Genomic DNA, 23,864 nt, shown 5'->3' with positions numbered 1-23,864 from the left:
AGCGAGCGCCGCTAGCTCAACTGGCAGAGCAGCGGACTCTTAATCCGCGGGTTCGGGGTTCGAGTCCCTGGCGGCGCACCAACGAGCAAGGCCCTGACCAGGCGTTCCACGCCGGTCGGGGCCTTTTTCGCGTACCTGGTTGCCGGTGCGGCGGGTGATCGTCCGTGAGGCGGGGCGGGAACCCGGCACGGGGTGCGCCTTGTGCCGCCACCCTAAGCTGATCATGGTCGTGCGGCCATGATGGACGGTCGGGCGACGACGATGAGAATGGGAGAAGACATGAAAGCCTTCCGACGGCCGCGGATCCGCAGCCTCGTCGCCGCCACCTCGGTCGCGGGCGCCCTGGTGCTCGGTCTGGGCGCGCCCGCGTACGCGGACTACTCGAGCCCGACCTACTCGACCCTGAAGGCCTGCAACGAAGCCCGGCCCAAGTACCAGTCGTCGTGGACGAAGCCGCAGGCGTGCCGCCCCATGTACAACTGGGACGGCACGAAGGTGATCGGGTACGCGTTCCTGGTGATCACCAGGGCCTGATCGGCATCCGTCTGCGGTACCCGACGCCAGGGGGGGGGATCGTGTCCGGTGAGGCCACCGGCAGCTCGGACACGATCCTCGTCTGCATCCGGGGCAACTCCGGCTCGGGCAAGAGCAGCATCGCCCGCGAACTGCGACGCCGGCACGGCCGGGGCTGCGCCCTCGTCGAACAGGACTATCTGCGCCGCATCGTCCTGCGCGAACGGGACAAGGCCGGCGGCGTGGCCCCCGCGTTGATCGAGCAGACCGCCCGGTTCGCCCTCGACCACGGCTACCACGTGGTCCTGGAAGGCATCCTGTACACCGGCCGCTACCGCGACGTGCTGACCTCGCTGCGGGACGGCCACCGGGGGCGGTCGCTGTTCTGCTACCTCGACGTGTCGCTGGCCGAGACGCTGCGCCGGCACCTGACCCGCCCGCAGGCCGGTGAGTTCACCGCCGAGCAGATGAGCGGTTGGTACGCCCCGCGCGACGTCCTGGGCTGGCCCGGCGAACTCGTCCTCCCGGAGACCACCGGCCTGGCCGAGGCGGTCGAGGCGATCGCGGCCGCCTCCGGGCTGCCCCAGACCGGGCGTGACGACGACAGGCGTTAGGCGGCGTCACTTGCCCTTGCTGTTACTGCAAGAGGCAGTCTGGGGTCATGTTGTCGATCAGCGAGTTCAGCCAGATGTGCCACCTGTCGCCGCAGGCGCTGCGCTTCTACCACGCCGAAGGGCTGCTCGTACCCGCCGAGGTCGACGACCGGACCGGCCACCGCTCGTACGCCTTCGACCAGGTGGAACGGGCCATGCTGATCACCTTGCTGCGGGACACCGGAATGAGCGTCAAGCTGGTCCGGCGCGCCCTCGACGAACCCGACCAGGCGGTCGCCCTGCTCGACCGGCACAGCGACGAGGTCAGCCGGCAGCGCCGGGCTCAGGCCGACGCCATCGCTGCCGCCCGCGCCGTCTTCGAGGTGCAGCCCGAACCGCGGCTGAGGCACGTGCCGGCCATGACTGTGGTGGCGCGGCTCGTGCCCGGCACACCGCTCGGTCGTGACGCCCACGAGTGGGACCGGGCCGAGGAGATCATCGCGGCGGCGGCGGCCGAACTGGTCACCACGGTGCGGCAGGCCGGCGTCACCTGCCTGGGTGAGCCGTGGCGGACGCCGGCGCTGGAGACGCCGGAGCAGGACCGGCGGGTACTCGACGGCGCCGGGCCGTTCTGGATCGTCAAGGTCGCGGTGGCGGGCGCACCGGGGACGCTGCCGTCCCTGCCCGCCGACCTGATCGTGCAGACGCCCGAGGCCCACGACGAGCTGTCCATCTTCATGCCGGGCCGCAACACGATGGCCAAGTACTGCACCGTGATCCTGCGCCTGCTCGACGCCGTCCCGCCCGACGGCGACCGGTTCGTCGACCTGGCGCGTCTTCGTCAGGAGGTCCGCCCCGACGGTGTGCTGAGCAGCGCGCCGGTCGAACGACAACCGGGGGCACCCGCCCAGGACCATGAGCGCTGAACCCGTCGCAGCCCGGATATCAGAAGGTCGGCCAAGACCTGACGAAACTCGGCACCGCAGTGATTTCGACTGATGAGCGTCGTGCCGATTGTCTCGCTTGAGATGGGCAAGATGATCACCACGTGTCACCCCGCCGACGAGGGTGATCCCGGCCGCCGCATCTGTCACGTGGGGCGAATATCTCTGACGGTACGAATCGGTTTTCCACGGTCCCTGTTCGGCGCTGCGTGCTGCACCGATGACCTGCCCGAGTGGTTGGCGTGATGCCGCCCACCGACCATTTCGGTGCGTGAATCGGTCTGAGTGGTCCGGCGCTGTCCCCCGATGGACGAGTGCGGCATCGGCTGATTGTTCAATCAATGACAACTACATGGTGTCATATTCGAAGATGGCAATGCATGAAAATCGTTCGCGATGGTGGAGCGAGTCGCGCGGCGTCAGTTGACTGCGGCAACCATCTACTGATCTGCGGTTCTAAAGATCGGTCCGGCCGCCCGAGGTCACCGCACGTGGGTGTGGCAGTCGCTGAACCTCCCAGTGTGGAGGGCGGACTTGATTACCGAGAGTGTTGAGCCATCGATGGGATGTCCAGTTCGCCGTGATCCGTCCTGACGCAACGTGTCCGACCTTGTGCGCTGAGGCAGGACGCCCTTAGAGTCCCGCTCGCACAACTGAAAGCACACGGGGGAGGGTTTGTGGCACGTCGAGTGACGGCCACTGTCCGTTCGTGCCTGGCTGCGGGCGTCGCCGTACTGACGGCGGCCGCGTTGGCGGGCGTACCGGGAGAACCGGCGGAGTTTCTCGCCGCTGGACCGGACGGCGTGACAGGTGGCGTGGAGAGCCGGACCGATGAAGCGGTGTCCCTTCGGGCCGCCCGCGACTCCGGCAAGCCGGTGCAGGTCAAGAGCCTCACATCGGAGACGACCGAGGTCTTCGCCCTGCCGGACGGTCAGTTCCGGGCCGAGCTCTCGGTCGGCGCGAGCCGGATCCGGCGCGGCGACCAGTGGGTTCCGGTCGATCTGACGCTGCGCAAGGGCGCGGACGGGCGGATTGCCGCCGTCGCCCACCCGTTCGATCTGGTCGTCTCCGGCGCGCAGCCGAACGGCACGACGGAGCTGGCCGTCCTCGGCCACGGAGCCGACCGGCTCGCGGTCGGCTGGGCCGGTCGGCTGCCCGAGCCGAAGCTGGACGGCGCACGGGCCACCTATGTCGACACGCTGCCCGGGGTGGACCTGATCGTCGAAGCGACCCGCGCCGGGATGGAGGCGTTCTTCGTCGTCAAGGACCGCAGCGCCGTGAAGCAGGTCGCCCGACTCACGCTGCCGATCACCGGGCCGAACGCCGCCCGGGCGGTCCGCGACGCCGGCGGCAACACCGCCATCCAGGACACCGCCGGCCGGGTGGTTGCGCGCACTCCCGCACTGCGAATGTGGGACGCGCGGGTCGACGCGCTCGGCAATCCCACCGCCGAGACGGCGGTTGCATCCACGATCGCCCCTGCCGCCGGGGCCCGTGGAACCGGCCGGCTCGACCTGACGCTGACCCCGGACATGCGCTGGCTGACCGACTCCGAGCGGGAGTATCCGATCGTCATCGACCCGACGATCAACCCGCTGTACACCACCTTCGACACGTTCATCCAGGCCGGCGACACGGTCAACCGGGGCGGCACCGACGACCTCCGGCTCGGTCGGCTCGGTCCGACCGGGCCCGTCACCCGGTCCTTGCTGCGCTGGGACACCGCGGCCCTCGTCGGCAAGCAGATCACCTCTGCCACCGTCTCGTTCTGGAACTGGTGGTCGCCCCTGTGCGAGGGCCGGTCGTGGGAGCTCTGGACCGTGGGGGCCGTGGCCGACGACATGATCTGGGATACCCAGCCGGCATGGAACAACCAGGAGGCGACCACCCTGGCGACTGCCGGCTACGACGCCAGTTGCAACGACGCCTGGGTCGGGATCAGCGGTACCAAGTTCTTCCAGCGCGCGGCGAACGCCGGTGACACCCGCGCCGACATGGGCCTACGGGCCACCGACGAAACCGATTCGAAGTCCTTCAAGCAGTTCCGCTCCCGCAACGCGACCGCCAGTGCCGAGGTGCCCAAGGCCAGCGTCACCTACAACTCGTGGCCGACCGTGACGGCCCGGTCGACCGTCCCTGCCACCACGTGTGCGACCGGGTCGGGTCGTCCGCTCGTCAACACCCTCACGCCGCAGCTCAAAGCAACAGTCACCGATGGTGACGGCACCGCGATGACTGTCACCTTCGAGTGGTGGGCGATGAACGCCGACGGGCCGATCGGTGCGGCGAGCCTCAGCGGCGTCGCCTCCGGGGCTACCGCCGCCGCGACCGTGCCGGCCGGGGCCTTCGTCGACGGCGGCATCTACCGCTGGCGGGTGAAGGCCGCGGACGGGGTCAGCGGCAGCGACATCTGGTCGTCGTTCTGTGAGATGCAGGTGTACACCACGGCCACTCCGGTCACCGGTTGCACCGGCGGAACGGACAGCGACTTCAACGGCGACGGCGTCGCCGACATCGCGATCGCCGACCCGGAGGCCACTGTCAACGGCCAGATCCGTGCCGGCCGCATCAACGTCACGTACGGCGGCGGCACGACGGTGCACACCCTGCACGAGGGTGGGGCCAACATGCCCGGTGCAGCCGAGGCGGGTGACCGCTTCGGCACGTCGATCGCCGCGTACGACGCCAACAACGACGGGTGCACCGACCTGGCGGTCGGCGTGCCGAACCAGGCCGTCAGCGGCCAGGCCCAGGCCGGTGTCGTGTACGTACTGCTCGGATCACCCGCCGGCCTCGCGCAGGGCCCGCCCGCCCTCTCGTACCACCAGGACAGCGCCAACGTCCCCGACGCGGCCGAGGCGTACGACTGGTTCGGCTACGCCGTGGCCGGCAGCCGGACGGCCAGCGGTGAGCCGTACCTCGTCATCGGCGCGCCCGGTGAAGGGCTGGCCAACCCGGTCACCGGGATCGTGCATTACATGCGCGGCACCGTGAACGTGGCAATGTCCCAGGGCAGCGGCATCCCGGGCGCGGCCGAGATCGACGACCGGACGGGCTATGCGGTGGCCGCCTCCACCCACCACTGGGCGGTCGGTTCCCCGGGCGAGGCGATCGGCACCGAGGCCTTCGCCGGAGCGGTGAACGTCTTCAGCCACACGCTGAGCAACGGGCTGCCGACCCTCGCCGCCGGCCTGGAGCAGAACGTCGCCAACGTCTCGAACGACGCCGAGGCCAACGACAACTTCGGCAAGTCGATCTCGATTGCGCCGTACCGGCCCGTCGGTGCTCCCGCCGGCCAGGCCGACTCGCTGGTCGTTGTCGGTGTGCCGGGTGAGGACCTGGTCGTCGCGGCCACCAACACCCCGGCGCCGGACGCCGGGCTGGTGCACCGGTTCCACGTCACGGCCGCGAACACCTTCACCGAACTGCCCGCGATCACGTACGCCTCGGAGGACGGCGACTACCTCGGCGAGAAGGTCGTGGTGGTGAACACCGCGCCGGGCAGTGAGGGCACCAACGCGACGATGTTCGTCGCGATCGGCGTGCCGGGTGAGGACGCGGGCACGTCGGTGGCCGACTCCGGACGGGTACGTGTCTTCCCGGCGCTGGCCAATCCGATCGGCACCCCGACCACGCTGCACCGGGAATCGGGCGGCATGCCGGGGACGGCCGGCGCCCAGGAACTGGTCGGCACCTCGCTCTCGGCCACCTCGCAGCGGCTCTATGTCGGCACTCCCTACGGTGCCGACGCCGTCTACGGGTTCACCTGGTCCGACCTGAGCGCGGGCAACACGGTTCCGAGCGTCACCTGGCAGCCGGGACAGGGCGGTCTCCCCACCGGGCACAGCGCGTTCGGGGCGGCGATCAGCTGATGAAGACCATCGACATGAGCAGTTATCCAGCGGGGGAGGACCAGAGGGTGGCCCGTCGTACGAGAAAACGGGGCCGGGTGTTCACGCTCGGCCTCACGCTCGGCCTCGCCGGCCTGATGTCCACTGCGGTGTTCGTCCAGCCGCCGGAGCCGGCGCCGCGCACCGCCGCGGCCTCGGAGGACCTCGTCCGGGACACCGAGGCCGAGGCGCTGGTGGCCGCGAGGGCACTCAACCAGCCGGTCGAGGTGCTGGCGCACCGCACGGAGTACCGCGACGTCTTCGCGCAGCCGGACGGCACGCTCATCGCCAACGGCCACACGCAGCCGGTGCGGGTCACCCAGGGGGACGCCTGGGTACCCGCGGACTCGACCCTTGTGGTTCAGCCCGACGGCTCGTACGCCCCGGCGGCCGCGCTGCTCGGCATGCAGCTCTCCCAGGGCGGCACCGCACCGCTGATGGTGGTCACTCGGGACCAGAAGAGCATGACCCTGACCTGGCCGCACGGGCCGCTTCCCGCTCCCGTGATCGAGGAGAGCAAGGCGACCTACCCGAACGTGTTCCAGGATGTCGACCTGGTCACGAACGTCACCGTCGAGGGCTTCTCGCACGTACTGGTGGTCAAGACGCCGGAGGCGGCCGATCTGCCGGAGCTCCAGAACCTCCGGCTCGGGGTCGCCGCGGTGGGTCTGACCATCGAGGAGACGGCCGAGGGTGGCGTGGTCGCCCTGGACCCGGTCACCGACAACCCGGTCCTGGAGGCGGACGCGCCGACCATGTGGGACAGCGGAAGCCAGGAGGGGGGCGATGCGGCCGCGGCGCGGTCGCTGGACACCTCGTCCACCGACCCGGGCGCGGCCTCGGCCGAGGGACCGGGCGACACGTCGGAGGTGGCTCCGGTCGGCCTCGACTACTCGGACAACACCCTCACCCTCACCCCGGACCGGTCCATGCTGACCGATCCGGAGGCCTCGTTCCCGCTGTACATCGACCCGGTATGGCAGAGCAGCACCAACAGCGCCTGGGCGATGGTGGACAGCGGCTATCCCAACGAGGAGTACTGGAAGTTCGACGGCAAGCGGCACGAACGGATCGGCCTCTGCCCCAGTTCCTGCAACAACTCGAAGGTCAAGCGCCTGTTCTACCGGCTCGCCACGCCGTACTCGGGCAAGACGATCCTGGAGGCCACCTTCCGGGTCACCCTGCAGCACGTCTACAACTCGACCGCCCGGGCGGCGGCGCTCTACCTGATGCCGGCCGGGATCACCTCCTCCACCAACTGGAGCAACCAGCCCGGCGGCTCGGGCTGGTCCGGAGCGACGCACCTCGCCACCAGCTCACCGACCAAGACGCAGGCCACCTGTACCTCCACCAACCAGAACACGGAGTGGAACGCGAAGGCTGCGGTGCAGCAGGCGGTGACCAAGGGCTGGAGCAACGTGACCCTCGGCCTGCGGTCGGTCAGTGAGAGCGACTCGACGCACACCAAGCGGTTCTGCGACAACGGCGTCCTCTCGGTCCGCTACAACCGGGCGCCGGTGATCGCCAACCTCAACGAACTCACCATGTCCCCCGGCGGGCAGTGTGTCTACGGCTCCGGCGCGCCCTACGTGGACGTGCCGCCGCGGCTGAACGCGGTGCTGCGGGACCCGGACCACTCCTCGGCCCACACCGAGCAGATCAAGGCCGAGTTCAAGGTGACCTGGACGCCGGCCGGCGGGACGCTGCAGACGCGCTCGTACACCACTCCGCTGAAGGCCAGCGGATCGGTCTTCTCGTACACGGTCCCGAGTGACATCGCGCAGAACGTCCCCATCTCCTGGGAGGTACGGGCCAGCGACAACACTAGCTGGGGTCCGTGGAGCAGTGAGGGCTCGCGCAACGTCTGTCAGTTCCTCTACGACAAGACCAGCCCCAGCGCGCCCGACGTCGACTCCGCGGTGTACCTGCCGCAGGACGCGGCCGACAACGGGACGGCGAGCGCGTCGAACTGCATCGAGAGCGACGAGTGGCTGGGTTCGATCGGTGTACCCGGCAACTTCGTCTTCGACTCCGCCGCCACGGACGTGGTGGAGTACCGGTACGGCTTCAACACCAACCCGGCGCCGGGCGTGAATGTGCTTCGGCCCACCACCGACGGCGGCCCGGTCACCCTGCCGAACTGGTACCCGGACAAGGAGGGCCCGCGGACGATCAACGTCCAGGCCGTCGACCGGGCCGGCCGGTCGAGCAGCATCGCCTCGTGCACGTTCCGGGTGGGCAAGCGACCGCCGACCGCCCAGTGGTCGCTCGGCGAGGTCGCGGGCGAGGACGGCGCCGGCGACGGGCTCGGTGACAACGACGCGACGGCCGGAAGCGGCGTCACGTTCGGGGTCGAGGGTCCGGGTGGGACGTCCGACACGGCCGCCCGGTTCGACGGGACGGCCGACGCCCACCTCACGACCAGCAAGCCGGTCCTGACCGACACGTCGGCGAGCTTCGCCGTGACCGGCTGGTTCAAGATCGACGATGCCGGCCGCCGGCAGGTGGCGGTCAGCCAGGACGGCACCGGTGAGCCCGGGTTCGCGCTGGGGGTCGAGGGAGGAACCTGGTTCTTCCGGATGCCGGTCAACGACGTCAACTCACTGGGCCGCTGGCAGGTGGACGGTGCGGCGGCCACCACGGGTTGGACGTACGTGTCCGCCATCTTCGACGGTGCGAAGAAGGAGATGTCGCTCCAGGTCGGGAACAACGCCCCGCGCGTCGCCCAGCGCAGGTCGCTGACCAAGTCGCGCGGTCCGCTCCAGATCGGCCGTGTGCTCACCAAGAGCGGTTACGCCGACAACTGGGGAGGGGCGATGGCGGACGTCTCGGTCTTCGACCGGCTGATCATCGCCGACGAGGTCACCGGTCTGCAGAAGACCGCTCCGAGCCGTAAGGCGTACTGGCGGTTGAACGCGGAGACCAGCAAGGTCAGCCCCGAGGAGCGCGGTGGAGCGGGGCTCACCCTGGGCACCGGTGCGACCATCTTCAAGCACCCGGTCCTGTCCCTGCTCGGCGGTGGTCACCTCGCGCTGACCGGTAACGCGGACAGCTATGCCAGCACATCGACCAACGCGGACATGGCGGGCAGTTTCTCGATCAGCGCCCGGGTCAAGCTGACCAGCAACTGTGCCGGTACCCCGATGACCGTCTTCTCGCAGAAGGGCACCAACGGCAGCTCGGTCGTCGTGCGCTGCAACAACGCCGGGCAGTGGGAGCTGGCGATGGCGAGCACCGACACGGTGGCACCGGAGTGGACCACGAAGGCCACCGACGAGGCGCCGAAGCTGGTCGGCAAGGGTGACCATCTGACCCTCGTCTACAACGGCTACGCCCGCGAAGTGACCCTGTACGTCAACGGGTCCTTCACCGAGGCGATCCAGCTGGTGTCGCCGTTCGTCGCCACCGGCGGGGTGCAACTGGGGCGCGCCTGGCTCGACGGCGCCTTCAAGGAGCACCTGTCCGGCGCCGTCGACGACGTCCGGGTCTACGACGGTGTCGCCGACAAGGTCCTGATCGAGAAGCTCAACGTCCAGGTCCGCGAACAACTCTCGCTCTGACGTGACAGGCGGTGGGTCCGCCCGCTCCCGGGCGGGCCCACCGGCACGCGAGACCTTTCCCGTTCTTCTCCCGTAACCCCTGGAGGGGTGATGTTCTCCCGACTCCTGGTCCGGTCCGGCGGGTTCGTCCGCCACACCGTACGACCGGTTTCCTGGGCGATGGCCGGTGTCATGGCCGCCGGCTTCATCCAGATCGCGACCCCACCCGCCTCGGCCGAGGCGAAGCCGAACCGTCCGTCGACCTCGGACGCGTCCAAGGTCCTGCCCAAGCGCGACCCGCTGCCGGCCAAGCCGAAGGCGGCCAACCCGGCGGTGGCTGCCGCCTCCACCGCCCCGGCGAAGGTCACCTGGCCCGCCGCCGGCGCCGCGGACATCACCGTGCCGGCGCCCGCGTCGGCCCGCTCCACCGCCGGCTCTTCGAAGGCCCCGGCGGCCACCGCCAAGATCGGTGGCCTGCCGGTCGCGGTGTCGGCCGCACCCGCCGCGGCGGCCGCCGCGCCGGACTCGGCCCGTCCGGCGGCCTCCGCTCCCGGCAAGGTACGCATCGAGGTGCTCGACCGGAAGGCCTCGGAGAAGGCCAAGGTCGACGGCCCGATCGTCCGGCTCGACCGGGCCGACGGTCAGGCCGCCGCCGGGAACGTCCGCCTCGACCTCGGCTACGGCGGGGTCGCCGGTGCGTTCGGTGGCGACTTCGGCGCCCGGCTGCGGCTGGTCCGCCTGCCGGAGTGCGCGCTGACCACTCCGGAGAAGGCCCAGTGTGCCCCGGTTCCGCTGCCGACGACGAACGACAGCGCCGCCGAGACGCTCTCCGCCGAGGCGGGCACCGGTGCGCTCTTCGCCATGACCGCCACCGACTCCTCCTCGCAGGGCGACTACGGCGCCACGAAGCTGTCCCCGTCGTCCAAGTGGTCGGTGGCCCCTTCCACGGGTGGCTTCTCCTGGAGCTACCCGCTGCGGAGCCCGCCGGTGCCGGGCGGCGGTGCACCGCCGATCGCGCTTGCCTACTCGTCGCAGTCTGTCGACGGCCGGACCGCGACGACCAACAACCAGGGCTCGTGGATCGGTGAGGGCTTCAACTACGAGCCCGGGCACATCGAGCGCCGGTACAAGCCCTGCTCGGACGACGGGCACGACCAGTACGCCGACCAGTGCTGGGCGTACGACAACGCGACCATCCTGCTCAACGGCAAGTCGACGGAACTGGTCAAGACCGGTGACACCTGGCGGTTCGGGACCGACGACGGCTCGAAGGTCGAGCGGCTCACCGGCGCGGTGAACGGTGACAACGACGGCGAGTACTGGCGGGTCACCACCACCGACGGCACCCAGTACCACTTCGGCCTCAACCGGCTCCCCGGCTGGACCTCCGGCAAGGAGGAGACCGGCTCGACCTGGACCGTGCCGATCTACGGCGACGACTCGGGCGAGCCCTGCTACAACGCGACGTTCACGTCGGCCTACTGCGACCAGGCGTGGCGCTGGAGCCTCGACTACGTCAAGGACCGCTACGGCAACGTCACCTCGTACTTCTACGAGAAGGAGACCAACTACTACGCCCGGGGCAAGAAGACCGACGTCAACGGTGTCCCGTACGTCCGGGGCGGCTGGCTCAAGCGGGTCGACTACGGCCAGCGGCACGAGGCCGTCTACACGACCAACGCCCCCGCCCGGGTGCGCTTCGAGACCAAGGAACGGTGCCTGCCGTCCGGCAACGTCGACTGTGACCCGCAGGATCTGAACACCACCACCGCGCCCTACTGGCCGGACGTGCCGTTCGACCGGAACTGCGCCAAGGACACCAAGTGCAAGCTCGACCAGATCACCCCGACGTTCTGGACCCGGGCCCGGTTGACCGGCATCACCACCGAGATCCGCGAGGGCACCGGCTGGACGCCGGTGGACAACTGGAAGCTCGACCACCTGCTCACCGACAACGGTGACGGCTCGCGGACCCTCTGGCTCCACAAGATCACCCACACCGGTCTCTACGGGCCGGGCGCCGACATCGCCATGCCGTCGGTCGAACTGGGCGGCCTGCAGCTGCCCAACCGGATCGACCGCGACGGCGACAACATCGCCCCGCTGGTCCGCTTCCGGCTGGCGACCGTGTGGACCGACGCCGGTGGTCAGATCGACGTCAACTACGCCACCCCGGACTGCACCAAGAGCACGCTGCCCACGCCGGGCAACAGCACCAGGCGTTGCTATCCGGTGAAGTGGAACCCGCTCGGCAGCGGCGACCCGATCACCGACTGGTTCCACAAGTACGTGGTCGAGCAGGTCGTCGAGACCGACCGCACCGGCGGGGCGCCGGACATGGTGACCCGCTACCAGTACCTGGACGGTGCGGCCTGGCGGCACGCCGACCCGGACGGCATCTCCGACCCGAAGGACCTGACCTGGAGCGACTGGCGCGGTTACGGCCGCGTGATCGTCACGGCCGGCGACGGTCAGGTCCAGACGACCAAGACGGAGTACCGCTACCTGCGCGGCATGCACGGCGACAAGGATCCGGACGGCGGCACGCGTACCGTCAGCGTCGCCGACTCCACCGGCGGGAGCCACACCGACCACAACGAGTTCTCCGGCCACCAGTTGGAGAGCATCGTCTACGACGGCGCCGACGCGGTCAGCAAGAGCATCGCCGTCCCGTGGCGGCACAACACCGCGACGGAGACCCACAGCTGGGGCAGCAAGAAGGCCTGGTTCATCAACACCACCACCGCCCGGAGCCTGGTCGCCCTGGCCGCCGGCGGGTGGCGGGAGACGAAGCAGACCTCGACCTTCGAGACCAGCTTCGGCCGGGTGACCGAGACCGAGAACGAGGGTGACGTGGCGGTCACCGGCGACGAGGCCTGCAGCCGGACCACGTACGCCGACAACGCGACCGCCCACCTGTACAGCCTGGTGTCACGGGTCGAGTCGGTGTCGGTGGCGTGCTCGGCCACCCCCGACCGCAGCAAGCAGGTCATCTCCGACACCCGGACGCTCTACGACGGCAAGGCGTTCGGCGTCGCGCCGACGCTGGGCAACCCGACCCGGACCGAGCGGCTGAAGAGCCACAACGGCACGACGGCCACCTACATCCGCGCCTCGGAGGGCACGTTCGACGCGTACGGCCGGCCCTTGACCGCCGTCGACGCGCTGGGCCGGGTCACGAAGACCGTGTACACGGACACCAACGGCCTGACCACCAAGGTCAAGGAGACCAACCCGCTGCAGTTCGTCACCACCACCGACTACGCCCCGGCGTGGGGTGTGCCGGTCGGCCAGGTGGACCAGAACGGCCTCAAGAGCGTCCTGGAGTACGACGCCCTGGGCCGGCTGGCGAAGGTCTGGATGCCGGACCGGACGGGCGCCAGCGGGCTGGAGCCGAGCATCCGCTACAGCTACCTGGTCCGCACCGACAAGCCGGTCGCCATCAAGACCGAGCGGCGGCAGAACGACGGCTCCTACAGCGTCGAGTACAAGCTGCACGACGGTCTGCTCCGGCCCCGCCAGGTGCAGTCGGAGGGCCCGGACGGCACCCGTACGGTCGCCGACACCTTCTACACCGGCACCGGCCAGCTGGCGAAGACGTACGCGACGTACACGGTGGCGGGCACGCCCACCGACGTGATCTACCCGGCCGTCAACGGTGACGTCAACGGCCAGACGCTGTACGTCTACGACGGCGCGGACCGGGTCACGGCGGAGATCTTCGCGGTCGCGGGCAACGAGAAGTGGCGCACCACGACCACCTACGGCGGCGACCGGGTTTCGGTCGACCCACCGGCCGGCGGCACCCCGACGACCGCGATCACCAACGCCCTGGGCAAGACCACCGAACTGCGGCAGTACAAGGGCAGCGGTCCTACGGGCGACTTCGACAAGACCGAGTACACCTACACGCATGCCGGGCAGCTGAAGACGGTCAAGGACCCGGCCGGCAACGTCTGGTCCCACGAGTACGACCAGTTGGGCCGCAAGACGAAGTCGATTGACCCGGACGCCGGCACGTCGACGTCCGGCTACGACGACCTGGACCGGCTCACCAGCACCACGAACGCCCTCAACCAGACGATCAGCACGAAGTACGACGAGATCGGCCGCAAGATCGCCGTCTACAAGGGGGCCGCCGACACCGGGGAGCTGCTGAGCAGCTGGACGTACGACCTGGAGATGCTCGGTGAGCTCTCCTCGACGAGCCGCTGGATCGAGGGACACGAGTACGCCACGTACTTCTCGATCTACGACGAGTTCTACCGGCCGCACGCCACCTACTACTCCGTGCCCGAGCACGCCGGTGCCGAACTGGCCGGCTTCTACACCTTCGGCACGGAGTACAACCGGGACGGCAGCATCCAGTCGGTGAGCATGTCGGACGGCGGTGGGCTGCCGTTCGAGACGATCGCCTACACCTACGACGATCTTGAGCGCCTGACCGCGACGACCGGTGACGCCCCCTACCTGACCGACGTCGAGTACGCCGGCACCGGCGAGGTACTGCAGACCGAGGCCCGGGTGGGCACCCGGAAGGTCTGGTCGACCTACGAGTACGAGCAGGGCTCCAAGCGGCTCACCCGGCAACGGCTGGACCGCGAGTCGGCCCCGGTCGTGGACATCGACGCCCGCTACACGTACGACCAGTCCGGCAACATCCTGCGGATCGCCAACAACCCGTCCGGCACGCAGGACACGCAGTGCTTCACGTACGACTACCTGCGCCGGATGGAGCGGGCCTGGACGTCGGCGAGCACCGCGACCGACCCGTGCGCCGGTGGGCCCTCGGTCACCGGGGTGGGCGGTGTGGCCCCTTACCACCACGCCTACACCTTCGACGTCACGGGCAACCGCAAGACCGAGGTCCAGTACGGGACCAACGGCACTCCGCTCATCGAGCGCAGCTACACCTATCCGGCCGCCGGCCAGGCGCAGCCGCACACGCTGAGCCAGATGACGGAGAAGACTCCGCAGGGCGACCGGCTGTACTCGTACGAGTACGACGCGGCCGGCAACACGAAGAAGCGGACGAGGGCCGGCGAGGACCAGACCCTGGTCTGGGACGCCGAGGGCAACCTCGAGTCGGTCACCGAAGCCGGCAAGAAGACCAGCTTCCTCTATGACGTCGACGGCTCCCGGATGCTCCGCAAGGAGCCGGCCTCGACCACGCTCTACCTGCCGGGCATGGAGATCCGGCTGAACCACCAGACCCGGTCCACCGACGCCACCCGGTACTACGCGCTTCCGGGCGGGGCGAGTCTGGTCCGCAAGGTGGACGGCCTTCGGTACGTCGCGAACGACCACCACGGCACCGGCCAGGCAGTCGTGGACCAGAGCGGCGCTGTCACGCATCGGCGGATGACGCCGTACGGCGAGAACCGGGGAGCGTCACCAGGTCAGTGGCCGACAGAGAAGGGCTTCGTCAACGGGAACATCGATTCCACGACAGGCCTGGTCAACATCGGCGCGCGGGAGTACGACACGATCACCGGCCGGTTCATCTCGGTCGACCCGATCATCGACGTCAACGACCCGCAGCAGATGAACGGGTACGCGTACGCCAACAACAACCCGATCTCGTTCTCCGACCCGGACGGTCTCAAGGCCTGCTCCGACGACGCCTGCGGGCCGGGCGCCGACTACGAGGACATGTACGGCAACTACCACAAGGTCAAGGGCCACAACGACGGCTGTGGTGGTTGCTCGGGCGCGTACGACCCGGACGAACCCACGATCAACGTCCACAACAACCCGCGGGCATCAGCGGACGAGCGGGCCGCGGCCGCGCGGGCGGCGGCGGAGAAGGAAAGGCAGCGGCGCATTGCCGCGGCCAAGGCGAAGATGCTCAACGCCGCCAAGGCCCTGGCGAAGATCCTGATGGACGAGTTGGGCATCACCGATGCCCTGGACTGCTTCCTCAAGGGCGACATGGGCGGCTGCCTGGCCACGGCAGTCAACGTCGCGGGTGCGGCGATCGGCGGTGCGCTGGGCAAGCTGGCCGTCAGATACGGCGCTCCATGGAAGTGGAAGAAACTCGCCAACCTGACCAGCCGGGTCAAGGGCCTGCTCATCGACCTGGTCGACAACGCCAAGGCATTCATCAACTGCAAGAACAGCTTCGTGCCCGGCACGTTGGTGGTGATGGCCGACGGATCGCGCAAGCCGATCGAGGACGTCAAGACCGGCGACATGGTGTTGGTGACCGATCCGGTGACCGGCAAGACGACGATCAAGCCGGTGGTGGCGACCATCATCGGTCAGGGCAGCAAGAACCTGGTTGAAGTCACCATCGATCCCGACGGTGACAGCGGCGACGCCACGGAGCGCGTAGTCGCCACCGACAACCACCCGTTCTGGGTGCCCGGCCTCGACGAGTGGGTCGACGCCGCTGATCTGCGGGCTGGTCAGTGGCTACGCACCTCGGCCGGCACCCACGTGCAGATCAGCGCGACCCGGCAGTGGACGGAGCCGGCACAGGTCCACAACCTCACGATCGACGACATCCACACGTACTATGTGCTCGCTGGCAACACGCCGGTTCTCGTTCACAACTGCAAGGTTCGCTTCACCAAGGAGGAGGCTGACAGTCTTCAGCCAGGTGCTTTTGCCGATGAAAGCATTGAGGCCACAGGGCCGACCGTCACTCGGGCGCAGAATGAGGCGATGCAGGGACTGCCGTGCCACAGCTGCGGAGCAACAGGTGTGAGGAACGTAGGTGACCACCAACCTCCGACTGGGCTTTCGGTTCCTGGGGGACGCCAACGCTTGTATCCTCAGTGCCAGGACGGATGCAGCACAGGAATCCAAGCCGGGGCGGTGCAAAAGGCTCAACGGTTGCTCAGAAATCACGGCGTTTACAATCCCAATGCGCCGGGTGCCTACGAGCGAGTATTGGAGCTCCTGCCCGACCACATGTAACTGAGTCTTTCGTCGGTAGGACCAGACCATGAGTCATGGGAGGAGGAACTGTGCAGATCGGTCTCGTGGACGTCTACGCTAATCATGGTGTTCTCGTTATCGGAAATCGGCTAGAACTCGATGCTGATGTACCACTCCGAGGCGCGGCTGCCGTGTCCTCCTCCCATGTCCTGCTAGCAACCCGCGGGCAGGCCGGCTTGGTGAGAGTTCGCCTATGGAGCGGCGTTGGCCCTCGAGTTGGTGACGGCGTTGTTGCTGCGAGGCTGGAGCTTTCCAGTCAGCATCTGTTTGTATTCGATCTTGAAAAGATCAGCGTACACTCCTTCGCCACGGGAAAATTGGGGGAGATTCCAGTCAAGATTTCGGTCGATGATCCCGGTTTTGCGTCTCGTGTGGACATCCTGATCGGCGAAGAGGGCGGCGAGCGGGAGTTAACAAGTGTGGCAGGCTATCCCCTTTTTCCAGTGACGGTCGGCTCGGGTGCGGAAATGGAAGTGGCCGACGAGTTGGATTTGATCCTGTCCGGGCATGACTTGCCGTTGAATCGTTTAGCCGCTGCTATCAAGCTGATTTTGACTGCCCCTTCGGCCCGGCCCGCAATTCTAGATTCGCGAATGGATCAGGTAGTTGAATGGAGTAGGTGGCTTACGTCTCAGCAATCTGTTGGTCGCAGCCAGGAGCTTGGGCGTTTTTTGCGTCGTGGAATTGCTAGCCTGCGCGAGCCCGCGCAAGATGAGGAGGTGCTTAGTTTAGCCAAGACGGCTCTCGCGAAGACCGTCTTCATCCGATAAGTCGGCTGGCAACGCCTGTCTCGTAAGCTGGTGAAGCGTTGCCTGGCAATGGCCGTACTGCGTCCCAGCGTAGAGCCTTCCGGTGGAACTCTTGTGCCGCAGGCGAGAACTGAATCTCACTGTGGGTGACGAGGCGTTGTCGTTAGCCGTAGCGGTCTGCCTGGGTTGCCGTCACGGTTGCCGTCACGCGCGTCTATAGAATGTCGATGTGTCGATGGACTGCGGGCCCGGCCGGGATGGCGAAACCGGCGGGATCCGGTGGCGTGCCGCGTAGCGGTGCGGGGTCGATCCCCGCAACTACCCGCTCTTGCCGGTTGCCGAAGGGATCGTCACGGACTTTGGGGGCCGGTGGGTCGGCCACTGCTCTTGCTCGGCGGTTTGGTAACGCTAGGCGTGCGCGCGGGGCCGGAACGGCTGCAGCGCGTGCGCGAGGCCCGGCGTCAGCTGGGCCGTCTTGATCCTGTAGAGCAGTTTTGAGCCAGTCGGATCTTGGTCGGGGGCCTTGATCCGGCTGGCTTACTGCTTGCGTGCGCGGTTGCGGCTGCTGCGGGAGCGCCTGGCCTTTGGTGGCGCGTCGTCGTTGCTTAGACGTCGGAGGTGTTCGGGCTGCTGGGCAAAATTGCCGCGGTCGGCCTGGTATTTGATCACTTCGTCGATGAGGGCGTTGTTGGTGTCGGCGTGGCGCAGCAGGTCGTGCAGGGCTGCGTTCTTGTCGTCTGCGGTGCGGGCGGTGGTGGTAGCGGATGGTGGTGGCTTGCTGGTCGGCGAGGTAGGCGGCGACTCGGCGTCGGAGGTCGGGGTCGTCGATGGGTTCGCGGAGGACGCCGCCGCTTAGCAGGTCGAAGGCGTCGGGGTGGACGAAGGTGCCTTTGTCGGCGACGCTGTAGGTGATGCGCCGGCGTTGGAGTTCGCGTAGTGCGCGTTGGCGGCCGGGCAGGCCGCAAACCTCGCATCCTGTCTCAGGGCGAGTTTGAAACCTGCTCCTAGCCCCGCTCAGCGTCCTCCGGGCAATCGAGAGGATGAAGGGCTCGCAGCCTAGAAGCGTGAAGAGGAGTTCGACCATTCCGGACGATTCAAGCGTGTTGGAAGTCCTTCCGGGGTCCGGCCTTGATCGTGCCCGGTTCGGGGAGAGCCGTTCCAGTCACCGCGAGCGGCTCGGAAGCTACGAGGCTTTCGAGCGAGTGCCGGGCGCGGGGGTGACCGACATCTATGAAGATGGAATGGTCATGCTGTCCTACGACGAGCTGGACCGCCTCGCCTTCATAGAGATCGGAGGCGAAACAGCCGTGTCACTTGGTGGAACTCAATTAACGGGAAGGCCTCTCGTGGCCGTGCTTGAGGAGCTGACTCAGCGCGGTTTCCCGGTTGAGTTCGACGGCGACTCGTCGTACGCAATCTCGTCAACCGGAGTTGAACTCTTCACCAGCTCTCCGGATGACGTTGATGAACCGGCTGGGGGAGTTTCGATAGCGCGAACCGGGCGAGAACGAAGTGCGGAGTTGCGCGCACCGGTTGCTGGCAGCTGCTGAGCAGGGTGCAGATGCGGTGCCCACGCCGATCCACCACAGCAATGGACCGATGACCGTCATCAGGGTAAGGAGAGCCACTGACCAGCCCGGCCATCGGCGTAGCGTAGGTCGAGAACCTCTGCCGGTCGTGAACGTATCCGGGGATCTAGCCACGACGGTCAGCGAGCCGGCCCATCGCCGGACTCGGCGAGCTGCTTGAGGTTCAGCAACTGCCGGCGGGCCATCACCAGGTCACCGAGGCAGCCGCCGAGGGCGATCACCGGGTTCGTCCGCATCACCACCTTGAGCAGCAGGCGGGTGGTGTTCCCGGCGTCCGGCACCAGGACGTACGACAGCACCGCGCCCATGATCTCGCCGGTGAGGTGGTGTCCCGGCTCGACCGCGAGGATCCGGCCCCGCCGCCGCCCGCCGGCAGTGGTGAACGCCTCGCCCGACACCGGCTCGGGAAGGCCCACCAGCCGTTGCGGTGAGCGGCGGCCGAGGTTGTCGATCCAGTCGTACGAGTACGGCGCGAGCCGGATCTGGGCGACCCACCGCCACACGGCGGAAGGTGGCGCGTCCACGCTCACCCCGCGCCACGCCCGCAGGTTGGGCGCGGGAACGAAGTCGTCGCACGGGTACCGGCGACGTGTCTCGTCGTCGGAGACACCCCACCGGTCACCGAGCATCGGCCCGGCCCAGCACCAGCGTGGTCCGCAGGTCGAGCACGACGGTGCCGCCGAAGTCGTCGACCAGCCGGTCCAGCGCGGCGATCCCGCGTCGCTGCTGCTCCGGGGTGCGGGAGAGGTACGGCCCGAACGTGCGCATCAGCGCCAGGTACCGCTCCTTGTCCAGCGGCAGCTCCCGCCGGAACACCTCGCGGCGTACGTCGTCGAACTGCCCGCTGTCGAGGACGTCCCGGTGGAACCAGTCGACGGGCCGCTCCCGGACGGTGGGGTCGACGGATCGCAGTGCGGCCCGGACGGCGGCCTGCTGGTCGGCGTCGGCGTAGTCGTAGCGGTGCCCGAAGACGGCGAGGGTGCCGCCGGGCGCCAGGGCGCGGCGGGCAAGGGCGTTGCGGGTGGCCGGGTCCAGCCAGTGCCAGACCATCGCGCAGGCGAGCACGTCCACCCCACCGGCGGGCGGCGACCACCGCTCGAACGTCGTTGCCTCGATGCGCGCTTCCGGGAACCGCTCGGCCAGCCGGGCCGCCATTCGCGCGTCGGGCTCCACGCAGGTCAGGGGCGCACTGAGGCGGGCCAGCACCTCGGTGCCCTTCCCGGTGCCCGCGCCGACCTCGGCCACCGACGCCGGTGCGCCGCCGTGGTAGGCGAGTATCGACCCGGCGATCTCCGGCGGATATCCCGGCCGCGCGCGCTCGTACAGGTCGGCCACCGTGCCGAAGACATCCATCACCAGCACGATACGGCTCCGACCGGTCCCCGACAGACCGCGCGGAAACCGGCCCACCCGCTTCTACGCTCCGCACCATGAGGTGGACCCTGCGGCTGGCGGCGGCGCTCGGCGTACTCGCGACAGCTCTGGCGACCGGGTCGGCGAGCGGCGCCGCGGCGCCCGCCGACGGCGGCCTCGGCCTGACCCTGCGGCCCGGCCAGGCCGACTACCAGGCCGGGGACCAGGTCCGCCTCGACCTCACTGTCACGAACACGACCGGGTCGGCGTGCGCGCTCGCCACCGGGCCCGTCGGCACCGTGCAGGTCACGGGGGTACGCCGGGACGGGCGCGACGTCGAGCCGACGCTGGCCCGCAGCTTCTTCGAGGACGGGATCGGCGCCGCCGCCACCACCGGGCTCACCACAGTGGAGCCGGGAGCGACCGCCGTCGTGGCGTTGACCGGGGTACGGCTGCGCGACGGCGACGTCGTGCTCCGCTCGGTGGCCGCCACCCCGGACGGCGGTGGGCTGGACACGCTCTGGCCGGTCGGCGCACCCGGCCGGTACGAGGTGACCGCCGGCTACGTGACGCTGCCGGTCACAGGCGCGACGAACCCGTGCGCGGGCGCGACAGCGCTGCGGACCGCCACGTTCACCGTGTCCGACGACGGCGGGACCGGCCCGCGCTGGTTCTGGGTGGTGGCCGGGGGAGCACTCGCGCTGCTCGTCGTCGCGCTGGTCGTGCTGCTGCTGGTACGCCGACGACGCCGGCCGACAGCCGCCGCCGTGGCCCTGGTGCTGCTGGTGGCCGTCGGCGCGTACGTCGGCGGTGGTGCCCGGCCGGCGCGGGCCGACTACGGCGTCGACCCGACCGCCGGGGTGCCGGTCAGCGGCGTCGACTTCCAGGCTGCTGTCGACGGCTGCCTGGCCGGGTTCGCGCTACCTGGCGGCGACCCGTCCGGCCTGCTGCCCCGGCTGCGCGACAAGAAGAGTCCCCGCGTGCGGATCATCCCGACCACAGGTGGATCGGGCGCGTTCGAGACGCCGGACAGCGCCGACGGCAAGGGCTCCTCGACTGTCACGTGGAACCCGACCTCCACCGACCCGTACGGCGACGGGGTGGCCCGCGACCCCTGCGCCGCGCTCTACCACGAGCTGAACCACGCCGACGACATCTCCCGGAACACGGTGCCGCAGGGCGAGTGCGGCGGCACCGGCATCCGTACCGCCGAGGTGAAGGCGACGCTCGCGGAGAATCGCTACCGGGCGGCGAAGGGGCTGCCGCCGCGCACCGAGTACGACGGGAAGCCGCTGCCGAAGAACCTCGACGAGTGCAAGAAGCCGGCCAAGAAGACACCGCCGCCGAAGGGCCCGATGAAGCTCTGCGAGGACGGCGCTGACTGCGGCGGCAGCAACGGGGACCCGCACCTGGTCACGTTCGACCGGGTCGCCTACGACTTCCAGGCCGTCGGCGAGTTCACGCTGGTCGTGTCCACCGGCGGCGACCCGCTGGAGGTGCAGGTCCGGCAGGCCCCGATGGCCGGCACGCGTACCGCCTCGGTCAACTCGGCTGTCGCGTTCCGGATCGGCGCGCACCGCGTAGCGCTCACCCTCACCGACGGCGGCACCCGGGTGCACGTCGACGGCGCGTCACCGGCCGCGCTGCCGGACCGCACCGACCTGGCCGGCGGCGGCATTCTCACCCGCCGCCCGTCGGACACCGGCCCCACCGACGGGTACGACGTGACGTGGCCGGACGGGTCCGCGGCGGCGGTGGACCAGATCGGCCGGTACGGCTACCGCGTGCTGGTCCGGCTCGCCGAAACCAGGGCCGGGAAGGTACGCGGACTGCTCGGCGACTTCGACGGCGACCCGGCCGACGACATCGCGCCCGCCTCCGGGGCGGCGCTGGCCCAGCCGGTGCCGTTCGCGAAGCTCTATCCCGCGTACGCGGACAGCTGGCGGATCACCCCGGACCGCTCGCTGCTGCACTACGACGACGGGCAGGACACCGGCACCTTCACCGACCGCGCGTTCCCGGAACGGGAGGTCACCGTCGGCGACCTCGACCCGGCCCGGCGCGCGGCGGCCGAACAGGTCTGCCGCTGGGCCGGCGTGACCGCGCCCGCCCAGCTCGCCGAATGCGTCTTCGACGTCGCGGTCAGCGGCCGACCCGAGTTCGCCGTGGCCGGCGCGAGCACCGAACGGGTCGCCCCGCCTGCGGCCACCCCGATCACCGCCGTACCCGTCGCCACCGCCACGCTCACCCCCGGCGGGACGCCGCTGACGTTCGCCGCCCGCGCCGGGGACGCCGTCTTCGTCGACGCCACCGCGCCGGGAATCGGCGACCGCTGCTCGCCGTACGTGCTCACCGAGCCGGGCGGACGGGAGATCGCCAGCGGATGCAACATCAAGGGCGCCGGGTACGTCGACCGCGTCGACCTCGCCGCCACCGGCACGTACGCGCTGCGGGTCACCGCCGCACCCGGCGACACCGGCCGCGCCGCCGTGCGGGTGTACGCGGCCCGGGACAGCGACGACACGGTGCAGCCGAACGGCCCGGCGGTCACCGCCGCCATCGGGCAACCCGGCGCGCGGGCACGTTACCGGTTCACCGGCCGCGCGGGGGAGCGCGTCTACGTGGAGGTGCCCGCGAGCAGTCTCACCGACCAGTGCTCCCCGCTGGAACTGCGGGACGCCGAGGGACGGCTGCTGCGCAGCGGTTGCGTGATCAACGGCGCCGGCGAGATCGACGGCACGCTGCTGCCCGCCGACGGGACGTACACCGTGGTGGTCGACCCGACCGAACGCGGCACCGGCACGACCACGCTGCGGCTGGTCACCAGCCGGGACCGGGAGGCGAAGATTACCGTCGGTGGACCGCCTGTTGTCGCCGTCGTGGACCGGCCCGGCGCGATCGCCGGCTACCGGTTCACCGTCGCGGCCGGCGCGTCCGTGACGGTGAGCGCGACCGCCTCCGACCTGCCGGACCAGTGCGGCGTGCTGGCCCTGCGCGCGCCCGACGGCAGCACCGTCACCACCGGCTGCGTGATCAACGGGGCCGGTGAAATCGGGCCAACCGTGTTGCCGGCCTCCGGGGCGTACACCCTGGTGGTGGACCCGTCCGGGGCCGCGACAGGGCAGGTCACGCTGGCGCTGCGGTGAGGCCGACCCTGCGTTTCCGGGGTGGTGTGCGGGCGTGCTAACGTCTCGTCCCGTTGTCAGCGAGCGCCGCTAGCTCAACTGGCAGAGCAGCGGACTCTTAATCCGCGGGTTCGGGGTTCGAGTCCCTGGCGGCGCACCAACGATCAAGGCCCTGACCAGGCGTTCCACGCCGGTCAGGGCCTTTTCGCACGCGTCGGCGGCAGGCGATCTTCGATAGGTGCTGAGGATTGCACGAGGAACACGCGCGCTGAGACGGTCGGATTCGCTGAGAGATGTTGCGGTTGAGCGCTCCTGCTTGCGAATACGCTACCCTCCGCCGTCTTGAGCCATCGACATCGCGTCGCGACACTGGCATCATCTATATCCGGGCGGAACCGGAGGGCTGCGGTGGTCAGGGGTCGCACAATCAACGACTGGTACCTTAACCGTGGCGCCTCGTCCGTGGATGACAAGACTGATGATGATGTCGTAGATCGCGGGCCCGATTCCTGGCTTGACTCGGCGGCGAACAGCCGTGGCAGTTCCCGTACACCTCCTGTCGGCAGATCCAAGCGCTCGGCCCTGCGGCGAACCAATGCTGAGTCAACTCCGACGCCCACCCTGGGC

At 69.2% G+C, this 23,864-nt stretch carries 11 protein-coding genes, 2 tRNA genes and 1 pseudogene; 11 read left to right on the top strand and 3 right to left on the bottom strand.

Features of this window, described 5'->3' with window-relative positions; genetic code table 11:
* Window positions 1-5 precede the first annotated feature (5 nt).
* From FHX31_RS23990 to FHX31_RS23955, 8 genes are all read left to right on the top strand, one after another.
* A tRNA-Lys gene (locus FHX31_RS23990) sits at window positions 6-81 on the top strand.
* A 198-nt stretch (window positions 82-279) separates the two neighbouring features.
* Window positions 280-534: a hypothetical protein gene (locus FHX31_RS23985; protein ID WP_091329812.1), complete on the top strand. Its 255-nt coding sequence runs from the start codon at window positions 280-282 to the stop codon at window positions 532-534.
* Between the two features lie 41 nt (window positions 535-575).
* The gene (locus FHX31_RS23980) at window positions 576-1,127 is read left to right on the top strand and encodes a kinase (RefSeq protein WP_091329810.1); all 552 of its coding nucleotides are present in this window, start codon (window positions 576-578) and stop codon (window positions 1,125-1,127) included.
* Between the two features lie 47 nt (window positions 1,128-1,174).
* Entirely contained in the window at window positions 1,175-2,032 is an 858-nt protein-coding gene (locus tag FHX31_RS23975; RefSeq protein ID WP_091329808.1) for a MerR family transcriptional regulator, read from the top strand.
* Between the two features lie 695 nt (window positions 2,033-2,727).
* Window positions 2,728-5,922, top strand: coding sequence for a DNRLRE domain-containing protein (locus FHX31_RS23970; RefSeq protein WP_402881895.1), 3,195 nt, complete (start codon window positions 2,728-2,730; stop codon window positions 5,920-5,922).
* Between the two features lie 116 nt (window positions 5,923-6,038).
* Window positions 6,039-9,500: a LamG domain-containing protein gene (locus FHX31_RS23965; RefSeq protein ID WP_184977852.1), complete on the top strand. Its 3,462-nt coding sequence runs from the start codon at window positions 6,039-6,041 to the stop codon at window positions 9,498-9,500.
* Between the two features lie 90 nt (window positions 9,501-9,590).
* A complete protein-coding gene (locus FHX31_RS23960) occupies window positions 9,591-16,400 on the top strand; it encodes a polymorphic toxin-type HINT domain-containing protein (protein ID WP_435232771.1) in 6,810 nt (2,269 codons plus the stop codon).
* 50 nt (window positions 16,401-16,450) lie between these two features.
* Entirely contained in the window at window positions 16,451-17,191 is a 741-nt protein-coding gene (locus FHX31_RS23955; RefSeq protein WP_184977216.1) for a hypothetical protein, read from the top strand.
* 516 nt (window positions 17,192-17,707) lie between these two features.
* On the opposite strand, the pseudogene FHX31_RS32820 reads toward FHX31_RS23955, so the two are convergent.
* Window positions 17,708-18,116 (bottom strand): annotated as a pseudogene (locus FHX31_RS32820) (GntR family transcriptional regulator); the annotation flags it as partial.
* A 118-nt stretch (window positions 18,117-18,234) separates the two neighbouring features.
* Between FHX31_RS32820 and FHX31_RS23950 the strand changes: the two are divergent.
* The gene (locus tag FHX31_RS23950) at window positions 18,235-18,720 is read left to right on the top strand and encodes a hypothetical protein (RefSeq protein WP_184977215.1); all 486 of its coding nucleotides are present in this window, start codon (window positions 18,235-18,237) and stop codon (window positions 18,718-18,720) included.
* A 158-nt stretch (window positions 18,721-18,878) separates the two neighbouring features.
* Here the strand turns inward: FHX31_RS23950 and FHX31_RS23945 are convergent, their stop codons facing one another.
* Both FHX31_RS23945 and FHX31_RS23940 read right to left on the bottom strand, forming a co-directional pair.
* Window positions 18,879-19,388, bottom strand: a complete 510-nt coding sequence (locus FHX31_RS23945; RefSeq protein WP_184977214.1) for an SRPBCC family protein — start codon at window positions 19,386-19,388, stop codon at window positions 18,879-18,881.
* Window positions 19,378-20,112 carry a class I SAM-dependent methyltransferase gene (locus FHX31_RS23940; protein ID WP_184977213.1) on the bottom strand — a complete coding sequence of 245 codons (735 nt, stop codon included), beginning with the start codon at window positions 20,110-20,112 and terminating at the stop codon, window positions 19,378-19,380. The genes FHX31_RS23945 and FHX31_RS23940 overlap by 11 nt, the downstream gene beginning before the upstream one ends.
* 77 nt (window positions 20,113-20,189) lie before the next feature.
* Between FHX31_RS23940 and FHX31_RS23935 the strand changes: the two genes are divergently transcribed.
* Together FHX31_RS23935 and FHX31_RS23930 are read left to right on the top strand one after the other, a co-directional pair.
* Window positions 20,190-23,258, top strand: a complete 3,069-nt coding sequence (locus FHX31_RS23935) for a VWD domain-containing protein (protein WP_184977212.1) — start codon at window positions 20,190-20,192, stop codon at window positions 23,256-23,258.
* A 63-nt stretch (window positions 23,259-23,321) separates the two neighbouring features.
* A tRNA-Lys gene (locus FHX31_RS23930) sits at window positions 23,322-23,397 on the top strand.
* The last annotated feature ends 467 nt before the right edge of the window (window positions 23,398-23,864 follow it).

The sequence above is a fragment of the Micromonospora sp. CNZ286 genome, assembly GCF_014207755.1.
Note: the sequence above shows the minus strand (reverse complement) of the source record. Positions and strands in the feature narration are given on the sequence as shown.

Coding starts and splice junctions, on each gene's coding strand:
- FHX31_RS23985 (WP_091329812.1), top strand. CDS start 280: ATGAAAGCCTTCCGACGGCCGCGGATCCGCAGCCTCGTCGCCGCCACC.
- FHX31_RS23975 (WP_091329808.1), top strand. CDS start 1,175: ATGTTGTCGATCAGCGAGTTCAGCCAGATGTGCCACCTGTCGCCGCAG.
- FHX31_RS23965 (WP_184977852.1), top strand. CDS start 6,039: ATGTCCACTGCGGTGTTCGTCCAGCCGCCGGAGCCGGCGCCGCGCACC.
- FHX31_RS23960 (WP_435232771.1), top strand. CDS start 9,591: ATGTTCTCCCGACTCCTGGTCCGGTCCGGCGGGTTCGTCCGCCACACC.
- FHX31_RS23945 (WP_184977214.1), bottom strand. CDS start 19,388: ATGCTCGGTGACCGGTGGGGTGTCTCCGACGACGAGACACGTCGCCGG.
- FHX31_RS23940 (WP_184977213.1), bottom strand. CDS start 20,112: ATGGATGTCTTCGGCACGGTGGCCGACCTGTACGAGCGCGCGCGGCCG.
- FHX31_RS23935 (WP_184977212.1), top strand. CDS start 20,190: ATGAGGTGGACCCTGCGGCTGGCGGCGGCGCTCGGCGTACTCGCGACA.